This window comes from Amycolatopsis sp. NPDC001319 (assembly GCF_042896185.1).
GTDB lineage: Bacteria > Actinomycetota > Actinomycetes > Mycobacteriales > Pseudonocardiaceae > Amycolatopsis.
In genome coordinates this window covers 1-25,869 of sequence record NZ_JBIAWY010000018.1, presented here as the reverse complement: position 1 = coordinate 25,869, position 25,869 = coordinate 1, and the positions used below count along the sequence as shown (strand labels likewise).

Here is a 25,869-nt window from a genome sequence, read left to right as displayed (position 1 = left end):
GACGGTGACTACTCGTAGCCGCCCGGCTGCAGAGCGGCGAGGTACCCGGCCATCAGTGCGCGCGCCACCTGGCCGACGGCGGCGTCCTCGGGCAGGAACACCTCGTCGTGCAGGCTGGGCGCGCCCGCGGTGTCGCCGAGGCCGACGAACAGCATCAGCCCGCGGGTGCCGGTGCCGCAGTAGTGGGCGAAGTCGTCGGCGCCGAAGGAGCGGAAGTCCACGTCGACGTCGGCACCGCCGTCGAGCAGCCACGTCTGGGCGCCCGCGGCGAGCGCCGGGTCGTTGACCAGCACGGGCTCGCACGGGCTGATCTGCAGGTCTGCGGTGCAGCCGTAGGCGCGGGCGGTGGCGTGCACGATCTCGGCCAGCACGTCCAGCGCGCGGTCGCGGTCGCTCGCGCGCATGAGCCGCAGCGAGCCGAGCGCGGTGGCGGTGTTGGGGACGACGTTGGCGGCCGTGCCGGCGTGGATGCGCCCGACCGTGCAGACGGCGCCGTGCACGGGGTCGATCCGGCGGCTCGCGAGCTGCTGCAGGCTGACCACGAGCTGGCTCAGCGCCAGCACCGGGTCGCGCACCAGGTACGGGTACCCCGCGTGGCCGCCCTGGCCATGGAGCACGATCTCGAACTCGTCGGTCGACGCGTTCACCGGCCCGGGGGCGGCGGAGACGACGTTGTGCGCGAGCCGCGGCTGCACGTGGGCGCCGATCACGGTGTCCACGCCGACCTCCTCCAGCGCCCCCGACTCGACGATGTCCAGCGCACCCGAAGGCGATGTCTCCTCACGCGGCTGCAACACCGCGACCAGCCGTCGCGGCAGGTCCACGCGTTGCGCCGCCCGGCAGACGGCGACCAGTGCGGCCAGGTGCACGTCGTGGCCGCACGCGTGCATCAGGCCCGAGTCCGACGCCCAGGCTGCGCCCGTGCGCTCGACGATCGGCAACGCGTCCATCTCCGCCCGCAGCGCCACGGCGGGGCCGGCGTGCTCACCGGGCAGCTCGACCAGCCGTCCCGTCTTGGCGACGCGCAGGCCTTCGCCGGCGCCCAGCGCGGCGGCCACCACGCGCGCGGTGTCCTCCTCGTCGCCGGACGCGCGCGGGTCGGCGTGCAGCCGGTGGCGCAGCTCGATCGCGTCCGGCAGCTCGTCGGCGAGGGCGGCGCGCCAGCGCGCGGCCAGGTCGGTCATCGGGGCTCCAGGCGGTAGATCCGGGTCGCGTTCTCGTGGCCGGCGAGGCGCACGAGCCGTTGGGCGTCCACTTCGGACAGTGCGTCGGCTTCGAGCGTTGGCTGCAGGAAGTCGGAAAGCCCTTGGCGGAACAGGGTTGTGCCGAGGTGGTAGAGCTCCGCGAGGCCGAACGCGTCGGTGGAGAACAGCAGCTTGCCGAACGGCACGAGCTCCAGCGTCTCGGCCAGGATCGCGGGCGCGCGGAAGCCGGCGTTGTGCGTGATGAGGCCGGTGTCCACGAAGACGTGCTCGAAGACCTGCGCGAGGTAGGCGGCGTTGCGGTGGAACGGGTAGTTGTGCAGCAGCAGGATCGGCACGCCGGTCTCGCGCGTCGCACGCAGGAACTCGGTGAGCAGCAAGGGATCGCAGCGGTGCAGGTCGACGTCGGAGTCGCCGTAGCCCACGTGGAACTGCACGGGCAGCCCGAGGTCGATGCCCGCCCACACGAGGTGGCGGTGCAGCACCTCGTCGGCCAGGCGCAGCCCCAGCCCGGCCCCGACGCGCGCGAGCCACCGCCCGGCCGCGTCGACCACTTCGACGGCGTCGGGCCGCTCCCCCGACAGCCCCAGCCCCACCCGGTACGCCGCGATCGACTTCACCCCGACGGCGTCCTTCGCCCGTTTTTCCAGCTCCGCCCCGAAGTCGGCGGCGAACCGGCCCGCCGTGGTGCCGGCGCGCACCACGTCCTCGGCGACCTGTTCGAGCCGCACCACGTCGTGCGCGCGGGCGCCGGCGAGGCGGGCGAACTCGGCGGTGCCGGTGAGCTCGTCGGGCTGGAAACCGCCGTCGAGCAGGAAGTCGGTGGTCCCGGTGCCGCGCAGGAACCGCCGGTTGACCTCCTCGGCGCCCAGCTCGGCGCGCCGGGCGAGGTAGTCGTCCGGTTTTGCGTGCTTCGGCAGGTCGAGGACCGGCGCGCACCGCTCGCGCACGGCGAGCCCGACGAGCGAGTCGAACAGCGACGTCCCCAGCGGCGAGACGCTGTCGGCCTCGGTGAGCATCCGCTCGAAGCGCTCGCGTTCCAGCGTGCCCGTCACCACGCCGTGGCAGTGGTGGTCGACCAGCGGCGCCTCCGCGACGAAGTCCAGCATGTCCCCACCATAAGGGCGGACAGCGGAAAGCCCTCAGCGTTCTCGGGTCGCTGAGGGCTTTCCGCTGTTCAGTACCGGCTGGTCAACGCCCGAGCTGCGCGAGGAACGCCGACCATCCGTCGCGGGTCGCCATGAGGTGACCGGCTTCCCGCTGCTTCGTGTCACGGACACCGACGAGGTCGGCTGTCACCGCGACTTCCACGCAATTCGAGGTGTTCTGCGACCGACTTGACTTCCGCCAGTCGGTGAAGGGTTGTTTCATCCCGTCGTCTCCAAGTCGCCGAGGACATCGGCGATGAGCTCTTGTGTCGCTTCGGGGCTCATCGCAATGTCCTGAACTCTATCGATCGCCTGCTGGTAAGCCTCGACATCGACGGCTTCGTGGAAGAACAAGGCGGATCGCCGGTTCTCGATCTGCACCACCGATGTGCGGTCGGAGAACTCCAGCAGATCGAACGGGCCTTCCAGTGCGGGGTGCCAGCCGGCCGACTCGGGAATGGCGCGCAATGTCACGTTGCCCCAGCGGCTCGCCTCGTCGAGCGCCTGCAGTTGCTCGGCCATCACGACCGGTCCGCCGATGTTCCGGCGCAGCGCGGTCTCATCGATCACCGCAAGCAGCTCGGCCGGTCGCGAACGCCGCATGATCACGTCACGACGGCCGATCCGGACGGCAACCCGGGTTTCGACCTCGCCGGCAGGGACTCCGCCGCCACCGATGATCGCGCGCGCATAGCCGGAGGTCTGGAGCAGCCCGGGGATCAGCAACGACGACACGTTCACGATCCGCGCCGCATCGCGCTCCAGTTCGAGCAGGGCCGCGAGCTGGCGCTTCTGCTCCGGGAGGCCGGAGGCGACCCAGTGGCGCCCATCGGTGTTGCGGGACAGCTCGATCAGTTCCTCGCGCAGCTCGTGGTCCGCGCCGAGTGCGCCGAGCACCGCGGCGACGTCGGTCGGGCGCGGGCTGCGCTCGCCCGACTCCCAGCGACCGACCGTGGTGTGCGCGACGCCCAGCCGGGCCGCCAGCGTGCGTGCGCTCAGCCCGGCGTCTTCTCGGGCCCTGCGGAGTTCGGCGCCGATGGCGCGCGCTCGGGGAGTGGTGCCAGCCATGCACCACAGCAAAGCACATCTTTTGGTGCCACCAATTAACTCTATCGGTGCATTGTGCTAACTGGTGCCGCCGTTCATAGTTCTTCGGCTTTCGGCGGCACCGAATGGCACCAGGGCGGCACCGGCCGGAAAGACGGGAGAGGACATGACAGTGGAACTCGCGGAGCAGGAGACAGCGCCGATCCGGCTGTCGGCTCTCGAGCAGCTCGTCACCGTGGCCGAGCGGCTCGACCAGATCCGCCGGGAGGAGGGCCTGAGCTTCCGCGAAGCCGGGCGGATGCTGGGTCTCCGGGCGGCGAACGTGCTCGTGGTGAAGACGCGGGCGGCGACGAGTACGACGGTGCCGTTGCTCGAGGCGTACGCCGGGTTCCTCGGCTGTTCCCTGCGGGTGCTGCTCGTGGAGGACGATCCGGGGCAGCGGCGCCCGCCGTGGCGGCAGCGGATGCCCCACGGCGACAACCCCGCCGACGAGCACGCGATGACCGAGCTGTGGCGCCTGCAGCGGCAGCTGCGCCGGCTGCGGCAGCGGGCGGGGTACACGTGCGACGAGGTCGCGGCGGCGTTGGGGATCGACGCGATCGCGTTGTGGCGCAAGGAGAACGCGCCGGTGTTCGTGGATCACGCGGTGGCGAACGTGATGATGTTGGCGCGCTTCTTCGGCTACACCGTGCGCCTGTACCTGGTCGGGCCGGAGGTGATGGACGTGGGCTGGTGGATCGGCGACGACGATTCCGTGGTCTACGACGGCAACCCCGAAACCGGCGACGACGAGCCGCACCTGCCGGGCGAATGAGCTCCCGGCCGCCGCGGCCGTACCCCGAGCGGGCGCGGTGGCCGGGTTCCCGCTTCGCCGCGCGGCGGCGGAGGCCGGCGCCCCCGGTGGCTTCTCGGGCTCCGGGGGCGTCGTCGGGCGGCTACCCGTCCGAGGCGGCCACGCTCAGCTTCTCCCCCACCCGGCGGGCGAAGCCGGGTGCGGCGATGACCAAGAGGATGGCCAGCACGAGCACCGCGCCCGCCGTGACGGGGAACCAGCGGGCCGGGCCTTCGGTCGGGTAGGGGACGACGTTGACGTACACCGTGTAGCCCAGCAGCGCGAGCGCGCCGAGCGGGAAGATCAGGTGCCACCACGGGACGTGCATGCGCCGGCGCACGAAGAGCAGCAGGATGGCGCCGAGGGTGGTCAGCAGGTAGATCACCAGCAGGATCAGCGTGCCGATGGACCCGCTCCACGCGAAGGTGTCCGCCGCCGTCGCGCCGAAGAACACCGCACACACCACGATGATGAGGGCGGCCGCCGACGCCACCGCCGTGACGGCGACGACCGGCGTGCCCTTGGGGGACGTGCGGCCGATGCCGTGGCCGCCGAAGGCGTCGCGGCCCAGGGCGAAGAGCAGGCGCGAGCCGCCGACCACGCAGGCGAGGCAGCAGCCGAAGGCGGAGATCGCCGCGCCCACGCTGATGACGTCGCCGGCCCACGAGCCGACGAACGTGCTGCCCAGATCGCCGAGCAGGGAGGGCGAGTCGTGGAAGGCCTGGGCGTCGGAGCGGAACGCCATCATCTCCACGGCCGTCACGATCACGAAGAACGCGCCGCCGAAGATGGCGGTGCCGAGGATGGCGCGCGGGATGTTGCGGCGTGGGTCGCGGGTCTCCTCGCCGAGCGTCGCGGCGGCTTCGAAGCCCGCGAAGGACAGGAAGCCGAACACGGCGCCGAGGAACACGCCGGACAGGCCGACGTCCGGGGTGAAGGTGAACACCGACATCGTGAAGTGGGCGTCGCCGGGTGCGTTGCCGGCGATCAGGCGGACCAGGATCACGGCGGTGACCAGGAGGATGACCGCGATCGTCGCGCCTTCCACGGCGAGCAGCGTCGACGTGCCGCGGCGCGCGGGCGCCACCGCGAGCAGCCAGCTGCCGACGAGCGCGACGCCCGTGAGCACGAACGGCCCCCACCACGGAGGGTTCGGCCAGATCCCCACCTGCGTGAGGAAGGCTGTACCGAGCGTGCCCGCGGCGGAGCTCGTGACCACGGCGTAGAAGGTGTACGTGCCGAGCAGGCCGATGCCCGACACCACCCCGGCGCGCGGGCCGAGCGTCGCGCCGACGAACGCGTAGACCGAGCCCGCGTGGTGGTAGTGCTGGCAGAGGCGGACGAAGCCGTAGGCGACCAGCAGCACGCCGGCGGCCGAGAGCAGGAAGGCCAGCGGCACGGCGCGCCCGGCCGCGGCCGCCGTCTGCTGGGGGTTGATGTTGGCGGCCATGCTCGGCGCCATCAGCGCCACGGACAGGCCCACGGCCTGCCACACCGAGAGAGTGCGCCGCAGCGCTGGACGGGTTTCGACGATGTCTGACACGATGCGCTCCTTCGTCCGGAGGCAGCAGGTGGTTCCACGGCCGGCGAGGACGACGGCGTGAAGTACACAGTGAACATCGCGGGGGCAGGATGAGCCAGCTCGATCGGGTTGAACTTTCCAGGCGAGGTGCCGAGGAAGCGGCGCGGCTGGGCCGTTCGGGGGTCGAGGTGGTGGCGGTGACCTTCGTCGACAACTCCGGGATCTCGCGCGTGAAGGCGGTTCCGGTGAACCGGCTCGCCGAGGTCGCGGCGTGGGGTGTGGGCGCGTCGAACTCGTTCGACTTCTTCCTGTGCACGGACACGATCACGTCGGGCGCGTACTCGCTCGGCCCCGTCGGCGACCTGCGGCTGCACCCGGACCTCGACGCGCTCACGGTGCTCGACGCGCAGCGGGGGTGGGCGTGGGCGCCGGCGCTGCGCTACGACCAGGAAGGCGAGCCACACCCGCAGGACTCACGCGCGCTCGCGGCGACGGCGGTGGCGAAGCTGGCCGAACGCGGGTTTTCGGCGCGGATGGCGTTCGAGCTCGAGTGGGTCGTCGCCGGGCCGAGCGGGGCGCCCGTGGCGGGGCCGGCGTACGGGTATTCGCGGCTGGCCGAGCAGTCGGCGTACGTGCGAGATCTGGTGTCCGCTTTGGACAGTCAGCAGGTCGGGGTCGAACAGGTGCACCCGGAGTACGCCGCGGGGCAGTTCGAGGTTTCCGTGTCGGCCGACGATCCGGTGCGCGCGGCGGACGTCGCGGTGCTGGCGCGCGAGACGATCCGCGCGGTGGGGATGAACCACGGGTTGAAGACGTCGTTCACGCCTAAGTTCGCGCCCGGCGGCGTGGGCAACGGCGGGCACGTGCACTGCAGCCTGTGGGCGGGCGGGCGCAATCTGTGCGCCGGCGGCGACGCGGTGTTCGGGCTGAGCGAGGTGGCCGAGTCGTTCGCCGCGGGGATTTTCGGGCGGTTGCCGGCGTTGCTGGCCGTCGGGGCGCCTTCCGTGGTGAGTTACCTGCGGCTCGAACCGCACCACTGGGCCGGCGTGTTCACCGCGTGGGGCCTGGAAAACCGGGAAGCGCCGCTGCGGTTGGTGCGCGGCCCGGCGGGGAAACGGGACACGGCCGCGAATTTCGAAGTGAAATGTTTTGATCTCACGGCCAATCCGTATCTGGTCGTCGCCGGGCTGCTGTTCGCGGGAATCGCGGGCCTCGATTCCGCGGCGCGGCTGCCGGAGCCGGTGGCGGTGGACCCGGGGACGTTGTCTCCTGGTGACGCTGCCGCCGCGGGCGTGGTTCGCCTCCCCCGCTCACTGGAGGAGGCCGTCGCCGCGTTCGTCGCCGACGACGCGCTGAAGTCGGCCTTCGGCGCGGAACTGGCGACGACGTTGATGGACGTGCGCCGCGGCGAGATCACCGAACTGGGCGGGCTTGACGCCGACTCGTTGTGCGCCGTGATGCGCTGGCTTCACTGAGCTGCGCGGCGACTTCGTCACGCAGCTGCGGGAGCTTCGCGTAGAGCTTGTCGCCCGGGCATTCGGTGTTGTAGTAGTCGCGGTGGCCCTTGATCTCCTCGACGGGGATGCCGTACTGCTCGCAAACGTACGCGACGAAGACGACCAGCGAATCCCACTGCGCCTGCGGCGGTTCGACCAAGGTGTAGGTGCCTTCGTTCTCGATGCCGATCGCATTGTCGTTCTGCCCGGGACAATGGGCGGCGCGCACGATCCGGTTGCCGCTGCGCAACGCGTCGAGGCTGCCGTGGCGGCCCTCCATGCGGTAGCCGCCGCGGGAGATCGTGAAGTGCTGGCCGGTGTCGGACCAGCCGTTGTTGTCGATGTGGTCGGCCTGATCGTCGCGCGCCACCTGGAACGCGTGGGCCAGCGAATACTCCGTGCTGTTGGGGCACGCGATGTGGTGCACGAGGACGCGGTTGGCCGGGTGGTCGAGGGTGGTCAACGGATCCGCGGGTGGGCGGGCGCCCCACTCGGCGCAGCTGTAGATGCGGGGTTCGGTGGCGGCTTGGGCTTCGGCTTGGGCTCCCGGCAGGAGCAGCCCGGCGGCCGTCGCGGCGGTGAGACCGGCGGCGCCACGAAGGAACGAGCGCCGGGGAAGGTGAGTGAATTCCATGCTGTGGAGGGTCGGCGCGGGGCGTACATGATCTGTACAAATGGCCGAGTTCCTGCACAGCCCCCGCCGCTCGTCACTGTGACCCCGTGGCCACCAGCCTCGCCGTAATCGGCTCCAAAGCAGCGATCAACTCGTCGAGCTCCGCAGCAGACAGCGCCTCATACGGCGGAGCGGCAAGCTCGTCCGTCACAGTCTCGATGCGTTGCTTGGTCTCGCGGCCGGCGTCGGTGAAGTGGCCGCCGGCGTCGACGAGGCCGCGGGAGCGCAGGCCGGCCATCACCGCGGCCAGCCGAGGCTCAGGGAGGTGGTGGACGCGCCCGAACGACTCGGGCGGGTGGATGCCCATGTCGATTGCGGAAAGTACGTGGGCTTCCGTGCCGTCGATGCCCGCGCTGAGGAGGGCGGCGATGTGGCCGTCTCCACGGTGTTCGCGCAGCATGGTGGCGGAGTGCCACAGGCGGGCGACGGGGTCGGTGGGCACCGGGAGGGTGCGCATCCCGGCGAACATCATCCGGCCGACGGTGGGCGCGAGCGTGGCGGCCTGGGTGGTCAGGTCGGCGGCGCGCACCAGGCCCGGGGAGCCGGCCAGCTCGTCGCCGAGGATTCGGCGCAGCGAGGCGGCGCTGCCGCGTTGCCGGGCGGCGACGGAGGCCTCGGGCGGGATCGTCTCCCACGCGCTCGGGATGTGCCGCGCGACCTCGCCGTCGGCGAAGTTGTAGAAGGCCGCGTGCACGACCTCCGCCGGCACGCGCCCCAGCGGTGCGGCGCGGCTGGCGAAGTAGCCGTCCCAGTAGGTGCGGTGGCCGAGCGCCGCCAGCTCGTCGTTGCACTCGTCGGACAAGAACGTGACCAGGCAGATCGGCTCCAGGAGCTCGAACATGCGACGGGCGGTGCGGGTCATGGCCCGCATCCTGCCAGCGATCACGGCCCCGCGGAGCAGAACGCCGAAGTCAGGCCCGGGCCGGAGCCCGGCGCACGCCTTCCGCGAGCTCCTCGGCCAGCTTCCGCACGCCGTCGACACTGCCCTCGGCCGCGGCCGTGACCAAGGCGGACCCGACGATCACCGCGTCGGCGAAGCCGGCCACCTGGGCCGCCTGGTCGCCGGAGCGGACGCCGAGGCCGACGCCGATCGGGAGGTGCGTGTGGGCCCGCGTGCGGCGGACCAGGTCCTCCGCGTGCACGCCCACCGCGTCGCGGGCGCCCGTGACGCCCATGACCGCCGTTGCGTAGACGAAGCCGGACGACGCCGCGGTGGTCAGCGCCAGGCGCTCCTCCGACGACGACGGCGCCACCAGGAAGATCCGGTCCAGGCCGTGCGCGTCGGACGCGGCCGTCCACTCGGCGGCCTCGTCGGGGATCAGGTCCGGTGTGATCATGCCCAGCCCACCGGCCGACGCGAGGTCGCGCGCGAAGCGGTCCACGCCGTAGCGGTGCACGGGGTTCCAGTACGTCATGACCACGGCCTTGCCGCCGCGCGCCGACACCGATTCGACGACCTCGAAGAGCCGCTTGAGCTTGAACCCACCGGACAGCGCCGACTCCGCGGCGGCCTGGATCGTCGGCCCGTCCATCACCGGGTCGGAGTACGGGACGCCGATCTCGAGCAGGTCGGCGCCGCCGTCGATCGTGGCGGCCAGGAGGTCCTTCGAGCCGTCGACCGACGGGAAGCCGGCGGGCAGGTAGCCGACCAGCGCGGCCCGGCCTTCCGCCCGCGTCGCCGCGAAGACGTCGTCGAGCGCGCTCACTGGTCCTCCCCGTCCACGAGGCCGAACCACTTGGCCGCGGTGTCCATGTCCTTGTCGCCGCGCCCCGAGAGGTTCACGACGATGAGGCCCTCGGGCCCCAGCTCGCGGCCGAGCACCAGGGCACCGGCCAGCGCGTGGGCCGACTCGATCGCCGGGATGATGCCCTCGGTGCGCGAGAGCAGCCGGAACGCGTCCATGGCCTCGGCGTCGGTGACCGGGCGGTACTCGGCGCGGCCGGAATCCTTGAGCCACGCGTGCTCCGGGCCGACGCCCGGGTAGTCGAGCCCGGCCGAGATGGAGTGCGACTCCACCGTCTGGCCGTCCTCGTCCTGCAGCAGGTACGACATCGCGCCGTGCAGGTTGCCCGGGCTGCCCTTGGTGAGCGTGGCGCCGTGGCGGTCGCCGTCGAGGCCCTCGCCGCCCGGCTCCAGGCCGACCAGCCGCACCGACGGGTCGTCGTAGAAGCCGGAGAAGATGCCGATGGCGTTGGACCCGCCGCCGACGCACGCGGCGACGACGTCGGGCAGCCGGCCGGCCTGCTCCAGGATCTGCTCGCGCGCTTCCTCGCCGATGACCTTGTGGAAGTTGCGCACCATCATCGGGAACGGGTACGGGCCCGCGGCGGTGCCGAACAGGTAGTGCGTGGTCTCGGAGTTGGTCACCCAGTCGCGCAGGGCCTCGTTGATCGCGTCCTTGAGCGTGCGGGAACCGGTCTTGACCGGCACGACCTCGGCGCCGAGCAGCTTCATGCGCGCGACGTTGAGCGCCTGGCGCTCGGTGTCGACCTCGCCCATGTAGACCAGGCATTCCAGGTCGAGCAGCGCGCACGCGGTGGCCGTGGCCACACCGTGCTGACCCGCGCCGGTCTCGGCGATCACGCGCTTCTTGCCCATGCGCTTGGTCAGCAGCGCCTGGCCGAGCACGTTGTTGATCTTGTGCGAACCCGTGTGGTTGAGGTCCTCGCGCTTGAGGAACACCCGCGCGCCCCCGGCGTGCTCGCCGAAGCGCTTGGCCTCGGTGAGCAGCGACGGGCGGCCCGCGTAGTCCTTGAGCAGGCGGCGCAGCTCACCGGTGAACTCCGGGTCGCGGCGCGCCTTGTCGTACTCGGCCGCGACCTCGTCGACGACGCCGATCAGCGCTTCCGGCATGAACCGGCCGCCGTACGGGCCGTAGTAGCCGCGCTCGTCCGGGTCGTGCTTGCTGTGCTCTTCGGTCACCGCGACGGCCTCGGGCAGGCGGGGTGCGAACCGGCGGTGACGAGCTTCACCAGTGCGCCCTTCGGGTCGCCGGAGGCCACCAGGCCCTCGCCGACCAGCACGGCGTCGGCACCCTGGCCGGCGTAGGACATCAGGTCGCCGGGGCCGCGGACGCCGGACTCGGCGACCTTGAACACCTCGAACGGCAGCCCCGGGGCGAGGCGGGAGAACACGTCCCGGTCGACTTCCAGCGTGTGCAGGTTGCGGGCGTTGACGCCGATCACCTGGGCACCGGCCTCCAGGGCGCGGTCGGCCTCTTCGGCGTTGTGGATCTCCACGAGCGCGGTCATGCCGAGCGACTCGACGCGGTCGAGCAGCGCGGCCAGCGCGTTCTGCTCCAGCGCGGCGACGATCAGCAGCACCATGTCCGCGCCGTGCAGGCGCGCCTCGTGGACCTGGTACGGGCTGACGATGAAGTCCTTGCGCAGCACCGGAACGTCGACGGCCGCGCGCACGGCGTCGAGGTCGGCGAGCGAACCGCCGAAGCGGCGCTGCTCGGTGAGCACGCTGATCACGCGCGCGCCGCCGTCCTCGTAGTCCTTGGCCAGGGAAGCGGGGTCGGCGATCGGAGCGAGGTCGCCCTTGGAGGGGCTGCGCCGCTTCACCTCGGCGATCACGCCGATGCCCGACTCACGCAGGGCAGCCATCACGTCTCGGGGCGCCGGGGCCTTGGCCGCGCGGGCCTTCAGTTCGTCGAAGGGCAGGGCGGACTCGCGCACGGCGAGGTCCTCCCGCACACCGGCGACGATGTCTTCGAGCACGCTCACCGGGCGCACCCGCCCGTCGGCGAAATCATCGATCCTGTCGCAAGTTCGCTCACAAAAACCTTCCCCTTCCCGCCGAAACGATGCTAACCCCCGCTCGAAGACCGGCCCGTTCCGGGTGCACGCCTTGCTCCGAATGCGCTTCGGTATCCGGCGCTCACCTGCTCGCGGTGGGGTCCTCACCCTCGGAAAGCGCCTCCCACAGCTCGATGTCCGGATCGCGCTTGGCGCGCTTGGCGCCCGGCGCCGCGTACCGGGTGCCGAGCCGCCGCGCGGTGCCCGCACCCTTGACCGCAACCAACCCCGCGACGACGAGGAGAATTCCGCCCAGCACGGCCAGCCCGCGGCCCAGCAGCAGCTCGGTGACGGGCAATCCCGGCGCCCAGCCGGTGAACTTGACGCCGTTCACGCCGGTCCAGACACCCGCGACGCCCGCCAGCGCCAGCACGACGCCCAGGATCCGCCGCGCCCAGCCGCCGGTGGCGATCACGCCCGCGACACCGGCCAGCGCCAGCAACGCCAGCGGCACGAGCGCCGTGGCGCGCTGTTCGCCGTCTTCGGTGTAGAGCTGTGTGCCGAGCACGCCGCCGTCGCGGAACTCGGCGAACCACGCGAGCTTGGACGCGCCCCACAACGCGAGCGCGCCCAGCAACAGGCCGACGACGATCATCCACAGTGGACGGCGCGAGGGCTTGGCCTCGGTCTGTACCTGCTGCGGTCCGGCCGGTTCCGGTTCCTGCTGCTCAGACACCGGCGGAGTCCTCGGCCGGATCCAGCTCGCCCGCGGGGACCATGGTCTGGGCCGCCGCGACGGCCGAAAGCACCGTGCGCGCCTTGTTGAGCGACTCGGTGTCCTCGTAGTCGGCCACGGAGTCGGCGACCACACCGCCGCCGGCCTGGACGTAGGCGACGCCGTCGCGCATCAGGGCGGTGCGGATGGCGATGGCCGTGTCGGCGTCGCCCGCGAAGTCGAGGTAGCCGACGACGCCGCCGTACAGCGCGCGGCGCACGGGCTCGAGCTCCTCGATCAGCTGCATCGCGCGCACCTTGGGCGCGCCCGAGAGCGTGCCGGCCGGGAAGCACGCGGTGACGGCGTCGAAGGCCGTCTTGCCCTCGGCCAGCTCGCCGGTGACCGTGGACACGATGTGCATCACGTGGCTGTAGCGCTCGATCTGGAAGAAGTCGACCACGTGCACGCTGCCGGGGCGGCAGACCTTGCCCAGGTCGTTGCGGCCGAGGTCGACGAGCATGAGGTGCTCGGCGCGTTCCTTCTCGTCGGCCAGCAGGTCCTTGGCCAGCTGCGCGTCCTCGTCCGGATCGGCGCCACGCCAGCGCGTACCCGCGATGGGATGCGTGGTCGCCCGGCCGTCGCGCACGGTGACCAGCGACTCGGGGCTGGAGCCGACGATGTCGAAGCCCTCCAGCCGCAGCAGGTACATGTACGGGCTCGGGTTGGAGGTGCGCAGCACGCGGTAGACATCGAGCGCATCGGCGCCGGTCTCGATCTCGAACCGTTGCGAGGGCACGACCTGGAACGCTTCGCCGGCCTTGATCGCTTCCACGGCCTTGTCGACAGCGGCGTGGAAGTCCTCCTTCGTGCGGCGGCGCTTGAACTCCGGCGCCGGCCGGTCGAACGTCGCGACGGTGGGCGGCGCGGGCACGCGCAGCTGCTCGGTCATCGCCGACAGGCGCTCCAGCGCGCTGTCGTAGGCCGCGTCCACGCGCTCGGGCGAGTCGTCCCAGTTGACGGCGTTGGCGATCAGCGTGACGGTGCCCTCGTGGTGGTCGAACGCCGCGAGGTCGGTGGCCAGGAGCATGGTCAGCTCGGGGATGTCGAGGTCGCGCTCGGCGAGCTCGGGCAGCTTCTCCAGCCAGCGCACGGCGTCGTAGCCGATGTAGCCCACCATGCCGCCGGTCAGCGGCGGCATGCCGGGCAACGGCTCGGTGTGCAGGGCCTCGACGGTCGCGCGCAGCACCTGCAGCGGGTCGCCTTCGGTGGGCAGGCCGACGGGCGGCGTGCCGGTCCACACGGCCTTGCCGTCCCGCACGGTCAGCGCGGCCGGGCTGCGCACGCCCACGAACGACCAGCGCGACCACGACTTGCCGTTCTCCGCCGACTCGAACAGGAACGTGCCGGGCCGGTCGGCGCCGAGCTTGCGGTAGATCCCGAGCGGGGTCTCCCCGTCGGCGAGGACCTTGCGCACCACGGGGATCACGCGGCGGCCTTCGGCGAGGGCGCGGAACTCGGCGCGCGAGGGGCTGACCGGGCCGGGCCCGGCGGATTTGCCGGCTGCTGAGCTGACCATGGGCCCCATTGTGCCGCGCGGGCCTCGGCGGACCTTGGGCGGCCCTTGAATTCAGCACCTGTTGAATTCAAGGGGGCGACGAGTCATAGTGGACCCGTGAGCACCGAAGACACTACCTCCCGCAGGCGCGGCCGCCGCCCCGCCGGACAGGACACCCGGACGGCGCTGATCGAGGCCGCGCGCGCGGTGTTCGCGGAACACGGCTACGAACGCGCCACCGTGCGCGCGATCGCCGCGCGCGCCGGCGTCGACGCGGCCATGGTCAACCACTGGTTCGGCGGCAAGGAGGGCCTGTTCGCCCAGGCCGTGCTGGAGCTGCCGTTCTCCCCGCACGAACTGCTCGCGTCCCTGCGCGACGGCCCCGACGAACTGCTGGGCGAACGGATCGTCCGCGTCTTCGTCACCCGCTGGGACGGCGCCGGCGGCGACACGTTCCAGGCGCTCATCCGCAGCGTCGCGGGCCACGAGCTGGCCGCGACCGTACTGCGGGAGTTCTTCTCGCGGTTCTTCGCCGAGGTGATCGGCGACATCGGCTCCGACCAGCTCGGGCTGCGGACGACGCTGTGCGCCTCGCAGGTCGTGGGCCTCGGCATGGTCCGCTACATCGCCCGCTTCGAGCCGATCGCGACGGCCGAGGTCGAAACGCTCGTGACGGCGATCGCGCCGAACCTGCAGCGGTATCTGACCGGGGATCTCGGGCTTTAGGTTTCGGACTCAGGTCCAGCGCGTGGACACCGCCTCCACCGCGACCGAGCCCGTGCCGGGGACGAGCAGCAGCATGTGTGCGTCTTCGCCCGCGAGGAAGCCGGTGCGCCGTCCGGTGCCGAAGCGCGCGTACTCGCGGGACAGGCCGCGGACCGGGCGCAGCCGCAGGCGCGTGCGGTCGCCGAAGGTGGCGAGGACGACGCCCGGCTCGCCGAAGTCGAACCGGGCCGCCCGCCACCCGGTCTGCCGGGCCGCGCGACGGCGGCGCCGCGCGGCCGCGCCGAACCCGACCCCCGTCAGGACGCCGGCCATCCCGGCGGCGATCAGCAGGCTCGCGAAAGTGGCCATGAGGCCGTCGATCCGCGAGCCGGCCACCTCCCGCGCGGCGGCGGGCGCGCCCTCGTCGTAGGTCACGTCGATCCGGTCACCGACGCCGCGGACCTCGCCGTCCCGTTGCGGCATGAGGGTGGTGTACTCGCCGCCCGGGCCCTCGTAGCGCGCCTGGAAGTACTTGTCGCCGGCCCAGACCACCAGCGCGGAAGCGGTGAACGCGGCCGGATTGCCGCGCGCCGCCCACGCCGCGGTGTCGAGTGCCTGGACACCGCCCACCACCAACCCGACGGACACGATCACGCCGACGATCCCCTCCACCGCCCGGCGCGTGAGCCGGGCGACGGCGGCCTCGCCATCGCCCGGCGCCGCGTCGGGTCCCGGAGGAAGCCACGGCTGCAGGTCGCCGGGCGTTCCGCGGACGACCGGGAACCTGGGCTCGCGGCGGCGTTTCTTGCCGACCGGACGGTTCACGGGCCGGTTCACCGGCCGGCGATCCGGCGCGAGCCGCGCGGGACGTGCAGCGGGATCGCGTACGGGCGGGTCGAGAAGTCCGGCAGCACGAGGGCGAAGCTGCGGCCCTCACCGGAGATCCACGCGTCGACCGGGCCGGCACGCAGGAACGAGTAGCGCCCGCGCACGGCCGCGACGGTGCGGGCGATCAGCTGCGCTCCGCCGGGGAAGTCGAGGCGCAGCACCTGGTAGCCGCCGGAGGAGTCGACCACCGTCGCCGTCACCGGCTGCCACCCCTCGCGCCGGGCGATCTTGCGCCGGCGGGCCCAGACCACCGCGTACGCCACCGTCATCGGGAAGGCGAACACCGCGACGAGCAGGGGCACGACGAAGACTCCCGTCCAGCCCTCGGAGAGGTTCTGCTCGTCGGCCGTCCGCACGTCGTGCGGGTCGGCCGGGTCGTAGAACACCCGCACGGTGTCGCCTTCGGCGTACGTACGGGCGGAGTCACGGGTGACGACGGCCTCGTCGAGGACGTCGCCGACCTCGTAGTCGACCGTGATGGTGGGCGTGCCGTTCCCGCGGTGGGGGTTGTCCACTGCGGTCACCGTCCCGGTCACTTCCGTGCCGTGGGTCAGCAGCCAGTCGGCGTCCGTCGTGAGCAGAGCGACCCCGGCGAAGGCGGCGGGTATCACGAGGAACCACACCACCGCGGCCAGGAGCGCGCGCCGGAAACGGTGGCGCAGCACCAGATCCCACTCTCCGGCGGCGGCCGGCTGGGGTCGGGTCCGGTCTCGGTGGGTTCGCTCGGCTCCGCCGGTGGCGTGTGGCGGCCGGGTCTCGTCGCGGTGGCGTTTGGCTCGCGGCCGTCTCGCGGGTCGGTCATCCCCCAGATCCATCAGCAGAGATTACGGCCGGGAAATCGCGCTCCACCAGCGAAAAAGCTGCGATCCAAAACACCGGACGGGAAGGCAACCGGCAGTGCCGGTCGAGCGTGTTGCCGATTGGCGTCCCCCTGGGATCGCGAAGCGCTACTTTCCGGCGCGTGCCTTCAAGGCGACGACCCGCGGCCGGCCGCGGCGGGAACCGTGGGGCAGCACGAGAACGAACCGACGGCCCGCCCCCGCGATCCGCGCGCCGGCCCGGCGGTTCCGCTCGGCAGGGGGCACGCGCGTCAGCGAGGTCGGGCGGGCGACGAGCCGACGGCCGCCGAGGGCGAAGCGAACCTCCTGCGCGCTGTCGTCGGAGTCGGAGGCCTGGACGTGGATCGGCCGCCAACCCGTGTCGCGAGCGAGCCTGCGGCGACGCGCCCAGCCCACCGCGAGGGTGATCAACCACGGCAGGAGGATCACGACGAAGATCAGCGGGATCGAGAAGACGGCCATCCAGCCGTCGCCGACGTTCTGTTCGTCTTCGGTGCGCACGTGGGTCGGATCGTCGGGGTCGTAGAAGACCGAGACCGGTTCGCCCATCTCGTAGTCGCGGTCGGCGTCGCGGTTGATCTCGGCCTGTTCGGGGACTCCGCCGGCGGTGTAGGAGACCGTGACCGTGGGAGTCCCGTCGCCGCCCTGAGGGTTGGTGACCCGCACGACCTTGCCGGTGACCTCGTCGCCGTGGTCGAGAAGCCAGTCCGCGCGGTTCTCCTGCCACCCGATGCCCAGCGCCGACGCCGGCACCACCAGCGCGCACAGCACGGCCCAGCCGACGGCCCGCCGGAACTGCCGGCGCAACGCGCGGTCCTCGGACACGGCGTTCACAGCCGGCTCGCCGACGGTTTTGTTGGTCTTCCCCAGTGCCACCGGCAAAGCGTACGACGGCGCGGGGTTCAGGCGAGCTTCCACTTCGAGGCGGACGTCAGGCGAAGCGGGACCGCGTACGGCTCGCCGCGAGGGCCGACGGACAGGACCACGACGAGGGTGCGGCCGGAGCCGGAGACCCAGGCCGTTCGCCCGGCGCGGCGGAGGAACGCGTACCGGCCGGGCAGGACGGAGGTGGTCTTCGCCTCGATGGTGACGCCGCCGGGGAGGGCGAGCTCCAGCGTGTGGAACACCTCCGGCGCGGTGGTACTCAGCCGCGGAGGCAAGACGATCGCCGTGGCGGGGAACCAGGGCGAACCCCGGCGGCGGGCCCAGCCCACGACGTAGGCGATCTCGATGGGGATGGCGACCAGGCTCACGAGAACGGCGAGGAGGGACGGCAACGTCAGCCAGGGGCTGAGGCTCACGTCGTCGGGCAGGCGCGCGGCGTGCGGGTCGGCGGGGTCGTAGAACACCGGCACGGTCTCCCCGGTGACGTACCGGTGGTCGGAGAGGTGGTCGATCACCGCCCGCAAGCTCACGCCGGCGACCGCGTAGTCGACGGTCACGGCCACGTCGCTCACGTCCGCCACCTTGCCGTCCGTGCGGGCGCCGTGGGTCAGGAGCGTTTCGGCCACGACACCCGCCACCAGGAAACCGCCGACCCCGGCGAGCAGCACGACCAGCCACGCCACGGCAGCCCGCACGGAACGCCGGAAGCGACGACGGACCGCGGCGACCCACTTCCGCTGCTGTTCCGCGAGCCGCTTGTCCTGCCGGCGCGCGCGGGCGTTCCGAGGCCGCACCGGCCCGCTCACCGGCGTCGCCCGGCCCGGCGGAGGCGGACCACGGCGTTGTCCCGGTCTGCCGGAAGAGGCTGGTCGTTTGCACCGCCGACGCTTTCGCGTCCGCCGGTCCTCCCCAGGTCCATCGGGAGAGGGTACGGCCAGGAAATCGCACTCCACCAGGGAAAAGGTGCGATCGAAAACACCGGCGGCGAAGGCAACCCGACAGCCCTGTGCGGCGTTTTGGCTCAGCTGCGCGCAACCACGGCCGGCACGGCGTACGGCGCGTCGCCGCGGCCGTGGCGGAACAGGACCACCGACGCGGACCCGGTGCCGCCCAGCCAAACGGGGCGGTCGGTGTAGGTGCGCAGGAAGCGGGCGCCGTGGGTGGACGGTACGGCACGCAGGCGGACGGCTTCGCCGGAGAGCAGGCGCACGTGCAAGTACGGCGGGTTCACGCCCCGGCCGGTGCCGGGCGCGAGGACGACGGTGGCCGTGCCCTCCTGCCAGCCCGTGCGGCGCACGGCGCGGAAGCGGCGGGACCAGCCGACGGCGCCCGTCGCGGCGACCAGGAAGCACAGCAGCGCCAGGCCGAAGCCGATCCAGGCGAAGCCCAGGCCGTTCTCGCTCAGGCCGTCCTCGGCGGTCGTGCGGGCGCGCGCCGGGTCGGCCGGGTCGAAGACCACCGTCACGCGCTGGCCCGGGGTGTAGGCGGCCCGAGAGCTGCGGTCGACGCGGGCCGTCAGCACCCGGCCGTCGGCCCGGAAGGACACGTCGATCCAGCGCGTGCCCTTCGGCGGGGTGGCGACGGAAACGACCGTCCCCGGCACGCGCGTGCCGGTCGACAGGAGGGTGTCCGCCGAGTGGAGGACGCCCAGCACCGCGGCGAGCCCGCCCGCGGAAACCAGGCACCACAGCGCCGCGAGCGCCCAAGCCCGCGAGGCGACGGCACGCAACCGCCGCGTCTCGCGGGCCGGATCGGCGGTCAGCGCGCCAGCAGCACGAACACCAGCGCGAGGACGCCCGGCAGCACCTGCACCAGCAGGATCCGCTTGGACGCCGTCGCGGCGCCGTACAGGCCGGCGACGATCACGCAGGCCAGGCCGTAGAGCTTGAACTGGAAGCCGGTCGGGTCGGTCGCGATGAGGCCCCAGATCAGGGCGGCCGCGAGGAAACCGTTGTAGAGCCCCTGGTTCGCGGCGAGCGCCTTGCTCTCCTGCGCGAACGCCTCGGTGGTGCCGAACGCCGCGCGGGCGCGCGGGGTCGTCCAGAGGAACATTTCGAGCACCACGATGTAAACGTGGATGAGGGCGACCAGCCCCACCAGCACGTTCGCGACAACCGTCACGGGGTGTTCTCACTCTCGTCGGCGAGGAGCAGGCGCTCCGCGGAGTCGAAACAGGTGTGGGTGCCCGTGTGGCAGGCCGGGCCGGTCTGGTCCACGCGCAGGAGCACTGTGTCACCGTCGCAGTCGATCCGCACTTCGCGAACGTGCTGGACGTGGCCCGAGGTCTCGCCCTTCACCCACAGCTCCTGACGGCTGCGGGACCAGTAGGTCGCGCGCCGGGTGGTGAGGGTGGATTCGAGGGCCTCGTCGTTCATCCAGGCCATCATCAGCACGTCGGACGTCGAGTGCTCCACGACGACGGCCGCGATCAGGCCGTCGGCGTTGCGCTTGAGCCGCCCCGACAGGTCCGCATCGAGGCTCATCGGACGACGACCCCGCCCTCGCGCAGCGCGCCCTTGACGTCGCCGATCTTCAGCTGTCCGAAGTGGAACACGCTCGCCGCGAGCACCGCGTCGGCGCCGGCCTCCACGGCGGGCAGGAAGTGGTCGACGGCGCCCGCGCCGCCGCTGGCGATCACCGGCACGCGCACCGCGCGGCGCACCATCTCGATCAGCGACAGGTCGAAGCCGGACTTGGTGCCGTCGGCGTCCATCGAGTTGAGCAGGATCTCGCCGACGCCCAGCTCCTCGCCGCGCGCGGCCCACTCCACCGCGTCGATGCCGGTGCCGCGCCGCCCGCCGTGGGTCGTCACCTCGAAGCCCGACGCCGTCGGCTCGCCGCCCTCGGGCACGCGCCGCGCGTCGACCGACAGCACGATGCACTGGGCCCCGAACCGGCGCGACGCCTCGCGCAGCAGCTCCGGACGCGCGATCGCGGCCGTGTTGATGCTCACCTTGTCCGCGCCCGTGCGCAGCAGGCGGTTGACGTCGTCGTTGGAGCGCACGCCGCCGCCGACGGTCAGCGGGATGAAGACCTGCTCGGCCGTGCGGCGGACCACGTCGAAGGTGGTCTCGCGGTTGCCCGACGACGCGGTGACGTCGAGGAAAGTCAGCTCGTCGGCGCCCTCGTGGTCGTACAGCCGGGCCAGCTCCACCGGGTCGCCCGCGTCGCGCAGATCGGCGAAGTTGACGCCCTTCACCACGCGACCCGCGTCGACGTCCAGACACGGGATCACCCTCACCGCCACAGCCATGCCACCAGGGTAGCCGTCCACCTGCGACGGTCCGCCCGCCCGGTCGGGGCACGGGCGGTCAGAGCACGGGCGGCGTCCAGTCCCACAAGGGCGCGGCCTGGCGGCGGATCACCGACGCGGGCATCAGCGGCACGGTCACCGTCAGCAGCGCGTGCAGCCACCACGCCGACGACGTGTCCGCCACCGCCTTGCCGCGCGCCTGCTTCGTGACGTACGCCGCACGCGGGCGGCGCGCGGCGTCGTACGCGGCGAGCGCCTCGGGCACGGGGTGGTCCCGCAGCGAGGCGGCGAGGACCACGGCGTCCTCGATCGCCTGGCACGCGCCCTGGCCGAGGTCCGGCGGCACGGCGTGAGCCGCGTCACCGAGCAGCGCGACGCGTCCGCTCGTGAACGCGGGCAGCGGGTCGAGGTCGAGGATGTCGTTGTGCAGCACGGCGTCCGGCCGCGTCGCCGCCACGAGCTCGCGGGTCTCGGCGGGCCAGTCCGCGACGCGGCGGGTCACCTCGGCGTGCTCGCTCGGGTGGCGCACGCCGGGTGTGGACTCGGCGGCGCCGAGGGCCCAGCAGGCCCGGCCGCCGGGCAGCGGGTGGATCATGAAGTACGCGCCGCGGCCCATCGTGAAGCTGCCGCGCACCGGCGGCGCCGCACCGGGCTCGGTGACGCCGCGCCAGGCCGTGTAGCGGAACCCCGGCTCGGGCGCGGCGGGGAAGAGCCGGCGGCGAAACCCGCTGTGGACTCCGTCGGCCGCCACGATCACGTCCGCGTCCACTTCGGACGGATCGATCACCTCGGTTCCCGTGTGCACCAGGGTTTCCGGCAGCTCCGCGAGCAAAGCCGAGTGCAGCTCCGCGCGGTGGAACGCGGCGAGCGGCTCGTCGCGGCCCTCCCGGAACCGGCGCAGGAACCGGCCCGAGGACGTCCGCAGCGTGCCGGTGACCTCCGACGGCGCCGAATGCTTCCGCACCCGCTCCCCGATCCCCAGCGCGTCGAGCGCCCGCATCGCGTTGGGCGCCAGGGAAAGCCCGGCGCCGATCTCCCGCAGCTCGGGCGCGCGCTCCAGCACCGTGACGTCGTGTCCCGTGCGGCGCAACGCGATCGCGGCCGTCAGCCCGCCGATCCCACCGCCGACCACCGTAGCCTTCAAACTGGCCTTCACTCGGCCCTTCACTGTGCCCTTCACTCTGGCTCCCCCGCGTCCGCGAACGCCTCGGCCAGCCACGCGAACGCCGCGTCGGCACTGCGCACCCGGGCCGCCCGGGCGCCGTCGCGTTCGAGCAGCTCGATGCCGGCGTTGGTGATGTCGCGGAACGAGCCCAGCGTGGCGATGCGGCGGCGGATCACGCGCTGCCACGCGTCGTCGTCCACGCGGTAGTAGGCGGTGCGCTCGCCGCGGCCGGGGCGTTTGCCGACGAGCCCGGCGTCGAGCAGCAGCCGCAGGTTCGTGGTGAGCGACGCGCGGCTCGCGCCCACCGCGGCGGCCAGCTGCGCCGCAGACTGCTCCGGCGGGTCGCACGCCATGAGCCAGCCGAGCACGCGCCCGGCGATCGGCGGCAGGCCGTACTCCTGCGTGAGGAAGCCCGCGACCCGCTCGACCCACACGAGCACCTCGTCGTCCACGAGTGTCAGCATAGGCTAGTCGTCACTGAAATTCGCCCGGAATGCATCAGAACGGGTCCCTCGCGCGTCCGAGGGAACGTGACCACCAGCTTCGACGAGTTCGTGGCGGAGCGCCTCGACGGGCTCCTGCGCTACGCGACCGTCCTCACCGACGATCCGTACCTGGCGCAGGACATCGTGCAGGACGTGCTGCTGCGCGCCCAGGAGCGCTGGGCGAAGATCGACTCGCCGCCCACGTACGTGCGCCGGATGGTCACCAACGAGTACCTGTCCTGGCGGCGCCGCGCGGTGCGGCGCGTGGTGCCGTCGAGCCACGAGGTGCTCGACGCGATCAGCCCGCCGGCGGCCGACCCGTCGGTGGCCTACGACGAGCGTGACGAGATGCTGGCCCGCCTCGCGACGCTGCCGCGCAAGCAGCGTGCGGCGCTGGTGCTGCGCTACTACGAGAACTACTCCGACGAGGAGATCGGCGACGTCCTCAGATGCGCCACCTCCACCGTGCGAAGCCAGATCTCGCGCGCGCTCGCGACCCTGCGCGCCACGGCGTACCCCTTGCCCACCGCCCTGACCACCGGAGCCGGAGAATGAGCCAGCCCGCCCGCGACACCGAGACGCTGCTGCGCGACAGCCTCGAACGGCTTGCCGAACGCGCTCCCGACGGTCACGAGGTCCGCAACGCGCTGGCGCGGGCCCGGCAGGCGCGGCGACGTCGGCCCGGGTTGGCGTTGGCCGCGGTGGCTGCTGCGGTCGTTGCGGTGACCGTCGGGGTGTCCGTGGTGGTCACGTGGCCTTCGCGGGTGCCGCCGGCCGCAGGTGAGCCGGTGCTCGGGTACTCGCCGGGGTGGTTGCCGGACGGGTTCACGGAGCAGTACCGCTCGGCCGGACCGGAGACGGCGCCGCAGGTGCGGCGGTGGTTCGCGGGACCGAGCCGGATCGAGTTGTCGGCGTTTTCGACGAAGGATCCCGAGTGGTCGGCGACGGCGCTGAGGATCGCGGCGGTGCGTGACCAGGTGCTGGTGCACGGGCGGGTCGCGATGCTGACCGGGTCCACGACGTCGGCGGAGCTGACCTGGTCGCCTGACGAGACCCACGTGCTGCGGGCCGAGGTTGATGCGGTGCCGTCGGCGAAGGAGGTCGCGCAGAGGATCGCGGAGGATGTTTCCCGGTCTCAGCCGATCCCGGTTCGGGGAGAGGTGCGGTTCGGGACGTTGCCGGATGGGCTTCGGGAGACGGGGACGACCGTCAGCGGGATGAGTGCCGCGGAAGCGACGACGACGTTGGAGGCCGGGCCGGTTCGGGTCACGGCGGGGGCGGCGTCGCCCGGACTTGGGGGGTCGGTGCCGGTGACGGTGCGGGGCGTGCCGGGGGCGGCGGTGGCGGATCTGGTCACGGTGCGGTTGGCGTCGGGGCGGTGGCTGACGGTGTCGGGGAAGGTGCCGCGGGGGGAGTTGGTGGCGGTTGCCGGGGCCGTGGTGGTGGATCCGGCGCCGGATTACGGCTGGCTGGGGTCTTGATCGCGGCTAATGTGGATCCATGTCTACGGAGCTGAGCCGGTTTGCCGGTGAGAAGTACGTGGTTCTCACTACGTTTCGCCGGGATGGGCGGGCCGTGCCCACCGCTGTGTGGTTCGGGATCGACGGCGACGAGTTGCTGATTTATTCGGAACGCAAGGCGGGGAAGGTCAAGCGGATCCGTAATGGTGGGCGGGTGGAGGTTCAGGCTTCCGATGTCCGGGGGCGGACGCATGGGCCTGCGGTGGGGGGAACTGCGCGGTTGCTGGATGATGCCGGGACTGAGCGGGTTCGCAAGGCGATTCGGCGGCATTATCCGTTGGTGGGTCCGGTGTCGATGTTCTTCAGCAAGTTGCGTGGGGGGCCGGAGCGCACGATCGGGATCGCGGTGAAGCTGGACTGAGGGTCATGGGGTGTTGGTGAGTCCTGCGGCCAGTTTTGCCGGGTCGTGGTCTGGGGCTACGCCGTCGATCAGTACTACGTCGCCGGTCAGGTGGTCGGTGCGGAGGGGGAGGATCTTGCGGTAGGCGGGTGAGTCGTACCAGTTCCGGGCTTGGGTCAGGTCCGGAAAGGAGATCACGACGATCGGGCCCGGCCATGCTCCCTCGACGACTTGTGCTTGTGCTCCGTGGATGAGGAAGCGGCCCTTGAAGGGGTCCAAAGTGGATTGGATGCGGCGGAGGTATTCGCCTACGTCGGGGTGGATGACGCCGGGCTGGCGTAGGTGGGCGATGGCGTAGGCGGTCATTTCGGTCTCCTTGGATGGGGTTTTCTGGGTGGGACCGATGGTGCCTGGGGGACGTAAGGGAGTCGATTACCTGGGGGGTAATGGGGTGTGGCGGGGGCACCCCGATTTTTGATTGTCACGACGGTAGAGATCGGCTTGTCAAGGCGGGAAAGCGTGCCTTGACAAGCCGATCTCTACCGTGTGGGGGAAAAGAATCGGGGGGCTGGGAGGGGGAAGGTTGCGGGGAGGGTAGGGGGATTGTGGGTTGGGTTGCCGGGTGGGGGTTGGGTGGGGGCAAGGGCGCGCGAAGGTCCGTTGTGCGGTGGGGTTGTGCTGGCGGCCGGAGGCTGGGTAGAAGCAAGAACACGCGCGGGTCCGTCAGGCGGTCGGGTTGCGCAGGCGGCCGGAGGTCGGGCAGAGGCAAGAACGCGCGTGGGCCCGTCGGGCGCTAGGGATGTGCAGGCGGCCGGGGGCTGGGTAGAGGCAAGAACGCGCGAAGGTCCCTGGTGCGCTGGGGTTGCGCAGGCGGCCGGAGGTTGAGGTGGGGCCAAAGCGCCCCAATGCGGCGTTCGGCGCGTTGGGCGCAACCAACGCCGCATTGGGGTGAGGGGGCGTCTAGCGGACGGCGGCTAGGGCTTCCGGGAGGGTGAAGGCGCCGGCGTAGAGGGCCTTGCCGACGATGGCGCCTTCGATGCCGTCGCAGGAGAGGGAGGCCAGGGCCTTGAGGTCGTCCACACTGGACACGCCGCCGGAGGCGATGACGGGGGCGTCGGTGCGGGCGGCGACTTCGCGGAGCAGGTCGAGGTTCGGGCCCTTGAGGGTGCCGTCCTTGCTGACGTCGGTGACGACGTAGCGGGAGGCGCCGTCGCGGTCGAGGCGTTCGAGGACCTCCCACAGGTCGCCGCCGTCGGAGGTCCAGCCGCGGGAGGAGACGCGGTGGCCGGCCTCGGTGATGCGGACGTCGAGGCCGATGGCGACGCGGTCGCCGTAGGTGGTGACGATCTTGGCGGTCCAGGAGGGGTCCTCCAGTGCCGCGGTGCCGAGGTTCACGCGGCGGGCGCCGGTGGAGAGGGCGGCTTCCAGGGAGGCGTCGTCGCGGATGCCGCCGGAGAGCTCCACCTGCACGTCGAGGCGGCCGATCACCTCGGCCAGCAGCTCGCGGTTCGAGCCCTTGCCGAAGGCCGCGTCGAGATCCACCAGGTGGATCCACTCGGCGCCGTCGCGCTGCCAGGCGAGGGCGGCGTCGAGCGGGCTGCCGTAGGACGTCTCGGTGCCGGCCTCGCCCTGGACGAGTCGGACGGCCTGGCCATCGGCCACATCAACTGCGGGAAACAGCGTGAAAGTCACGGCGACAGCGTAAAGGCGCCGGTCACGGTGCCGGCCCACCGGGCCGACCTACCGCGCCGAACCAAGCCGGACTAGATGTATTTGGCCAGGACGTTGGTAGCGGAAGGTTCTGGTTGACGTGGGGAGAACCTCCGGTTGAGGTGTGGCTTGTCTAGGACCCACGTCA

The 25,869-nt window shown here is 72.0% G+C and carries 30 protein-coding genes; 6 read left to right on the top strand and 24 right to left on the bottom strand.

Going from position 1 to position 25,869, the window contains the following annotated elements; genetic code table 11:
• Positions 1-8 precede the first annotated feature (8 nt).
• From ACFY1H_RS43550 to ACFY1H_RS43535, 4 genes are all read right to left on the bottom strand, one after another.
• Positions 9-1,184, bottom strand: coding sequence for a M20 family metallopeptidase (locus tag ACFY1H_RS43550; protein WP_386956003.1), 1,176 nt, complete (start codon positions 1,182-1,184; stop codon positions 9-11).
• Entirely contained in the window at positions 1,181-2,311 is a 1,131-nt protein-coding gene (locus tag ACFY1H_RS43545; RefSeq protein WP_386956002.1) for an amidohydrolase family protein, read from the bottom strand. The genes ACFY1H_RS43550 and ACFY1H_RS43545 overlap by 4 nt, the downstream gene beginning before the upstream one ends.
• Before the next feature lie 82 nt (positions 2,312-2,393).
• Positions 2,394-2,573 carry a DUF397 domain-containing protein gene (locus ACFY1H_RS43540; protein WP_386956001.1) on the bottom strand — a complete coding sequence of 60 codons (180 nt, stop codon included), beginning with the start codon at positions 2,571-2,573 and terminating at the stop codon, positions 2,394-2,396.
• Positions 2,570-3,418, bottom strand: coding sequence for a helix-turn-helix domain-containing protein (locus ACFY1H_RS43535; RefSeq protein ID WP_386956000.1), 849 nt, complete (start codon positions 3,416-3,418; stop codon positions 2,570-2,572). Before ACFY1H_RS43535 ends, ACFY1H_RS43540 begins: the two co-directional genes overlap by 4 nt.
• Before the next feature lie 145 nt (positions 3,419-3,563).
• Between ACFY1H_RS43535 and ACFY1H_RS43530 the strand changes: the two genes are divergently transcribed.
• Entirely contained in the window at positions 3,564-4,211 is a 648-nt protein-coding gene (locus ACFY1H_RS43530) for a hypothetical protein (RefSeq protein WP_386955999.1), read from the top strand.
• A gap of 121 nt (positions 4,212-4,332) precedes the next feature.
• On the opposite strand, the gene ACFY1H_RS43525 is transcribed toward ACFY1H_RS43530, so the two are convergent.
• Positions 4,333-5,772: an APC family permease gene (locus tag ACFY1H_RS43525; RefSeq protein WP_386955998.1), complete on the bottom strand. Its 1,440-nt coding sequence runs from the start codon at positions 5,770-5,772 to the stop codon at positions 4,333-4,335.
• Between the two features lie 89 nt (positions 5,773-5,861).
• Here ACFY1H_RS43525 and ACFY1H_RS43520 point away from each other — a divergent pair, with 89 nt between their 5' ends.
• Positions 5,862-7,226, top strand: coding sequence for a glutamine synthetase (locus tag ACFY1H_RS43520; RefSeq protein WP_386955997.1), 1,365 nt, complete (start codon positions 5,862-5,864; stop codon positions 7,224-7,226).
• Here the strand turns inward: ACFY1H_RS43520 and ACFY1H_RS43515 are convergent.
• From ACFY1H_RS43515 to ACFY1H_RS43485, 7 genes are all read right to left on the bottom strand, one after another.
• Positions 7,165-7,881 (bottom strand): peptidoglycan recognition family protein, encoded by a 717-nt coding sequence (locus tag ACFY1H_RS43515; RefSeq protein WP_386955996.1) that lies wholly within the window; start codon positions 7,879-7,881, stop codon positions 7,165-7,167. The two genes, ACFY1H_RS43520 and ACFY1H_RS43515, sit on opposite strands and share 62 nt — an antisense overlap.
• A gap of 73 nt (positions 7,882-7,954) precedes the next feature.
• Positions 7,955-8,782: a MarR family transcriptional regulator gene (locus tag ACFY1H_RS43510; protein ID WP_386955995.1), complete on the bottom strand. Its 828-nt coding sequence runs from the start codon at positions 8,780-8,782 to the stop codon at positions 7,955-7,957.
• A 49-nt stretch (positions 8,783-8,831) separates the two neighbouring features.
• The gene (gene trpA, locus ACFY1H_RS43505; protein ID WP_386955994.1) at positions 8,832-9,626 is read right to left on the bottom strand and encodes a tryptophan synthase subunit alpha; all 795 of its coding nucleotides are present in this window, start codon (positions 9,624-9,626) and stop codon (positions 8,832-8,834) included.
• Positions 9,623-10,843: a tryptophan synthase subunit beta gene (gene trpB, locus ACFY1H_RS43500; protein ID WP_366583706.1), complete on the bottom strand. Its 1,221-nt coding sequence runs from the start codon at positions 10,841-10,843 to the stop codon at positions 9,623-9,625. The genes trpA and trpB overlap by 4 nt, the downstream gene beginning before the upstream one ends.
• A complete protein-coding gene (trpC, locus tag ACFY1H_RS43495; RefSeq protein WP_386955992.1) occupies positions 10,840-11,649 on the bottom strand; it encodes an indole-3-glycerol phosphate synthase TrpC in 810 nt (269 codons plus the stop codon). Before trpC ends, trpB begins: the two co-directional genes overlap by 4 nt.
• A gap of 154 nt (positions 11,650-11,803) precedes the next feature.
• Positions 11,804-12,316, bottom strand: a complete 513-nt coding sequence (locus tag ACFY1H_RS43490) for a Trp biosynthesis-associated membrane protein (protein ID WP_366583828.1) — start codon at positions 12,314-12,316, stop codon at positions 11,804-11,806.
• A gap of 73 nt (positions 12,317-12,389) precedes the next feature.
• Complete coding sequence (locus ACFY1H_RS43485; RefSeq protein WP_386955991.1) at positions 12,390-13,952, bottom strand: anthranilate synthase component I; 1,563 nt, start codon at positions 13,950-13,952, stop codon at positions 12,390-12,392.
• A gap of 96 nt (positions 13,953-14,048) precedes the next feature.
• Here ACFY1H_RS43485 and ACFY1H_RS43480 point away from each other — a divergent pair, with 96 nt between their 5' ends.
• Complete coding sequence (locus ACFY1H_RS43480; protein WP_366583703.1) at positions 14,049-14,657, top strand: TetR family transcriptional regulator; 609 nt, start codon at positions 14,049-14,051, stop codon at positions 14,655-14,657.
• Positions 14,658-14,666: 9 nt separating this feature from the next.
• Here the strand turns inward: ACFY1H_RS43480 and ACFY1H_RS43475 are convergent, their stop codons facing one another.
• The 10 genes from ACFY1H_RS43475 to ACFY1H_RS43430 form a co-directional block, all read right to left on the bottom strand.
• Positions 14,667-15,461: a hypothetical protein gene (locus tag ACFY1H_RS43475; RefSeq protein WP_386955990.1), complete on the bottom strand. Its 795-nt coding sequence runs from the start codon at positions 15,459-15,461 to the stop codon at positions 14,667-14,669.
• A gap of 8 nt (positions 15,462-15,469) precedes the next feature.
• Positions 15,470-16,189 carry a DUF3592 domain-containing protein gene (locus ACFY1H_RS43470; RefSeq protein WP_366583701.1) on the bottom strand — a complete coding sequence of 240 codons (720 nt, stop codon included), beginning with the start codon at positions 16,187-16,189 and terminating at the stop codon, positions 15,470-15,472.
• Positions 16,190-16,471: 282 nt separating this feature from the next.
• Positions 16,472-17,239: a DUF3592 domain-containing protein gene (locus ACFY1H_RS43465; protein ID WP_386955989.1), complete on the bottom strand. Its 768-nt coding sequence runs from the start codon at positions 17,237-17,239 to the stop codon at positions 16,472-16,474.
• A 26-nt stretch (positions 17,240-17,265) separates the two neighbouring features.
• Positions 17,266-18,042, bottom strand: a complete 777-nt coding sequence (locus tag ACFY1H_RS43460) for a DUF3592 domain-containing protein (RefSeq protein ID WP_386955988.1) — start codon at positions 18,040-18,042, stop codon at positions 17,266-17,268.
• Between the two features lie 227 nt (positions 18,043-18,269).
• Entirely contained in the window at positions 18,270-18,977 is a 708-nt protein-coding gene (locus ACFY1H_RS43455; protein WP_386955987.1) for a DUF3592 domain-containing protein, read from the bottom strand.
• A 29-nt stretch (positions 18,978-19,006) separates the two neighbouring features.
• The gene (locus ACFY1H_RS43450; RefSeq protein ID WP_220238022.1) at positions 19,007-19,369 is read right to left on the bottom strand and encodes a DUF1304 domain-containing protein; all 363 of its coding nucleotides are present in this window, start codon (positions 19,367-19,369) and stop codon (positions 19,007-19,009) included.
• Positions 19,366-19,731, bottom strand: a complete 366-nt coding sequence (gene hisI / locus ACFY1H_RS43445; RefSeq protein WP_366583696.1) for a phosphoribosyl-AMP cyclohydrolase — start codon at positions 19,729-19,731, stop codon at positions 19,366-19,368. The genes ACFY1H_RS43450 and hisI overlap by 4 nt, the downstream gene beginning before the upstream one ends.
• Entirely contained in the window at positions 19,728-20,501 is a 774-nt protein-coding gene (gene hisF, locus ACFY1H_RS43440) for an imidazole glycerol phosphate synthase subunit HisF (RefSeq protein WP_360592030.1), read from the bottom strand. Before hisF ends, hisI begins: the two co-directional genes overlap by 4 nt.
• A gap of 58 nt (positions 20,502-20,559) precedes the next feature.
• The gene (locus ACFY1H_RS43435) at positions 20,560-21,657 is read right to left on the bottom strand and encodes an FAD-dependent monooxygenase (protein WP_386955986.1); all 1,098 of its coding nucleotides are present in this window, start codon (positions 21,655-21,657) and stop codon (positions 20,560-20,562) included.
• 20 nt (positions 21,658-21,677) lie between these two features.
• Entirely contained in the window at positions 21,678-22,118 is a 441-nt protein-coding gene (locus tag ACFY1H_RS43430) for a MarR family transcriptional regulator (protein ID WP_366583694.1), read from the bottom strand.
• 78 nt (positions 22,119-22,196) lie between these two features.
• Between ACFY1H_RS43430 and ACFY1H_RS43425 the strand changes: the two genes are divergently transcribed.
• Genes ACFY1H_RS43425 through ACFY1H_RS43415 form a run of 3 tightly spaced genes read left to right on the top strand, consistent with a single transcriptional unit; the run spans position 22,197 to position 24,032 of the window.
• On the top strand, positions 22,197-22,706 hold the full coding sequence (locus ACFY1H_RS43425) for a sigma-70 family RNA polymerase sigma factor (protein WP_386955985.1): 510 nt from the start codon (positions 22,197-22,199) through the stop codon (positions 22,704-22,706).
• Positions 22,703-23,632 (top strand): hypothetical protein, encoded by a 930-nt coding sequence (locus tag ACFY1H_RS43420; RefSeq protein WP_366583692.1) that lies wholly within the window; start codon positions 22,703-22,705, stop codon positions 23,630-23,632. The genes ACFY1H_RS43425 and ACFY1H_RS43420 overlap by 4 nt, the downstream gene beginning before the upstream one ends.
• A 19-nt stretch (positions 23,633-23,651) precedes the next feature.
• The gene (locus ACFY1H_RS43415; protein ID WP_386955984.1) at positions 23,652-24,032 is read left to right on the top strand and encodes a PPOX class F420-dependent oxidoreductase; all 381 of its coding nucleotides are present in this window, start codon (positions 23,652-23,654) and stop codon (positions 24,030-24,032) included.
• Positions 24,033-24,035: 3 nt separating this feature from the next.
• On the opposite strand, the gene ACFY1H_RS43410 is transcribed toward ACFY1H_RS43415, so the two are convergent.
• Positions 24,036-24,377 carry a DUF1330 domain-containing protein gene (locus ACFY1H_RS43410; protein WP_366583690.1) on the bottom strand — a complete coding sequence of 114 codons (342 nt, stop codon included), beginning with the start codon at positions 24,375-24,377 and terminating at the stop codon, positions 24,036-24,038.
• A 594-nt stretch (positions 24,378-24,971) separates the two neighbouring features.
• Positions 24,972-25,703, bottom strand: a complete 732-nt coding sequence (priA, locus tag ACFY1H_RS43405) for a bifunctional 1-(5-phosphoribosyl)-5-((5-phosphoribosylamino)methylideneamino)imidazole-4-carboxamide isomerase/phosphoribosylanthranilate isomerase PriA (RefSeq protein WP_386955983.1) — start codon at positions 25,701-25,703, stop codon at positions 24,972-24,974.
• Positions 25,704-25,869 lie beyond the last annotated feature (166 nt).

What these genes read in the sequence shown, in the direction of transcription:
- ACFY1H_RS43550 (WP_386956003.1), bottom strand. Translation starts at nt 1,184, where the DNA reads ATGACCGACCTGGCCGCGCGCTGGCGCGCCGCCCTCGCCGACGAGCTG.
- ACFY1H_RS43415 (WP_386955984.1), top strand. Translation starts at nt 23,652, where the DNA reads ATGTCTACGGAGCTGAGCCGGTTTGCCGGTGAGAAGTACGTGGTTCTC.
- ACFY1H_RS43515 (WP_386955996.1), bottom strand. Translation starts at nt 7,881, where the DNA reads ATGGAATTCACTCACCTTCCCCGGCGCTCGTTCCTTCGTGGCGCCGCC.
- ACFY1H_RS43545 (WP_386956002.1), bottom strand. Translation starts at nt 2,311, where the DNA reads ATGCTGGACTTCGTCGCGGAGGCGCCGCTGGTCGACCACCACTGCCAC.
- ACFY1H_RS43520 (WP_386955997.1), top strand. Translation starts at nt 5,862, where the DNA reads ATGAGCCAGCTCGATCGGGTTGAACTTTCCAGGCGAGGTGCCGAGGAA.
- ACFY1H_RS43510 (WP_386955995.1), bottom strand. Translation starts at nt 8,782, where the DNA reads ATGACCCGCACCGCCCGTCGCATGTTCGAGCTCCTGGAGCCGATCTGC.
- ACFY1H_RS43490 (WP_366583828.1), bottom strand. Translation starts at nt 12,316, where the DNA reads ATGATCGTCGTCGGCCTGTTGCTGGGCGCGCTCGCGTTGTGGGGCGCG.
- hisI (WP_366583696.1), bottom strand. Translation starts at nt 19,731, where the DNA reads ATGAGCCTCGATGCGGACCTGTCGGGGCGGCTCAAGCGCAACGCCGAC.
- ACFY1H_RS43530 (WP_386955999.1), top strand. Translation starts at nt 3,564, where the DNA reads ATGACAGTGGAACTCGCGGAGCAGGAGACAGCGCCGATCCGGCTGTCG.
- ACFY1H_RS43540 (WP_386956001.1), bottom strand. Translation starts at nt 2,573, where the DNA reads ATGAAACAACCCTTCACCGACTGGCGGAAGTCAAGTCGGTCGCAGAAC.
- hisF (WP_360592030.1), bottom strand. Translation starts at nt 20,501, where the DNA reads ATGGCTGTGGCGGTGAGGGTGATCCCGTGTCTGGACGTCGACGCGGGT.
- ACFY1H_RS43485 (WP_386955991.1), bottom strand. Translation starts at nt 13,952, where the DNA reads ATGGTCAGCTCAGCAGCCGGCAAATCCGCCGGGCCCGGCCCGGTCAGC.
- ACFY1H_RS43420 (WP_366583692.1), top strand. Translation starts at nt 22,703, where the DNA reads ATGAGCCAGCCCGCCCGCGACACCGAGACGCTGCTGCGCGACAGCCTC.
- ACFY1H_RS43535 (WP_386956000.1), bottom strand. Translation starts at nt 3,418, where the DNA reads ATGGCTGGCACCACTCCCCGAGCGCGCGCCATCGGCGCCGAACTCCGC.
- ACFY1H_RS43410 (WP_366583690.1), bottom strand. Translation starts at nt 24,377, where the DNA reads ATGACCGCCTACGCCATCGCCCACCTACGCCAGCCCGGCGTCATCCAC.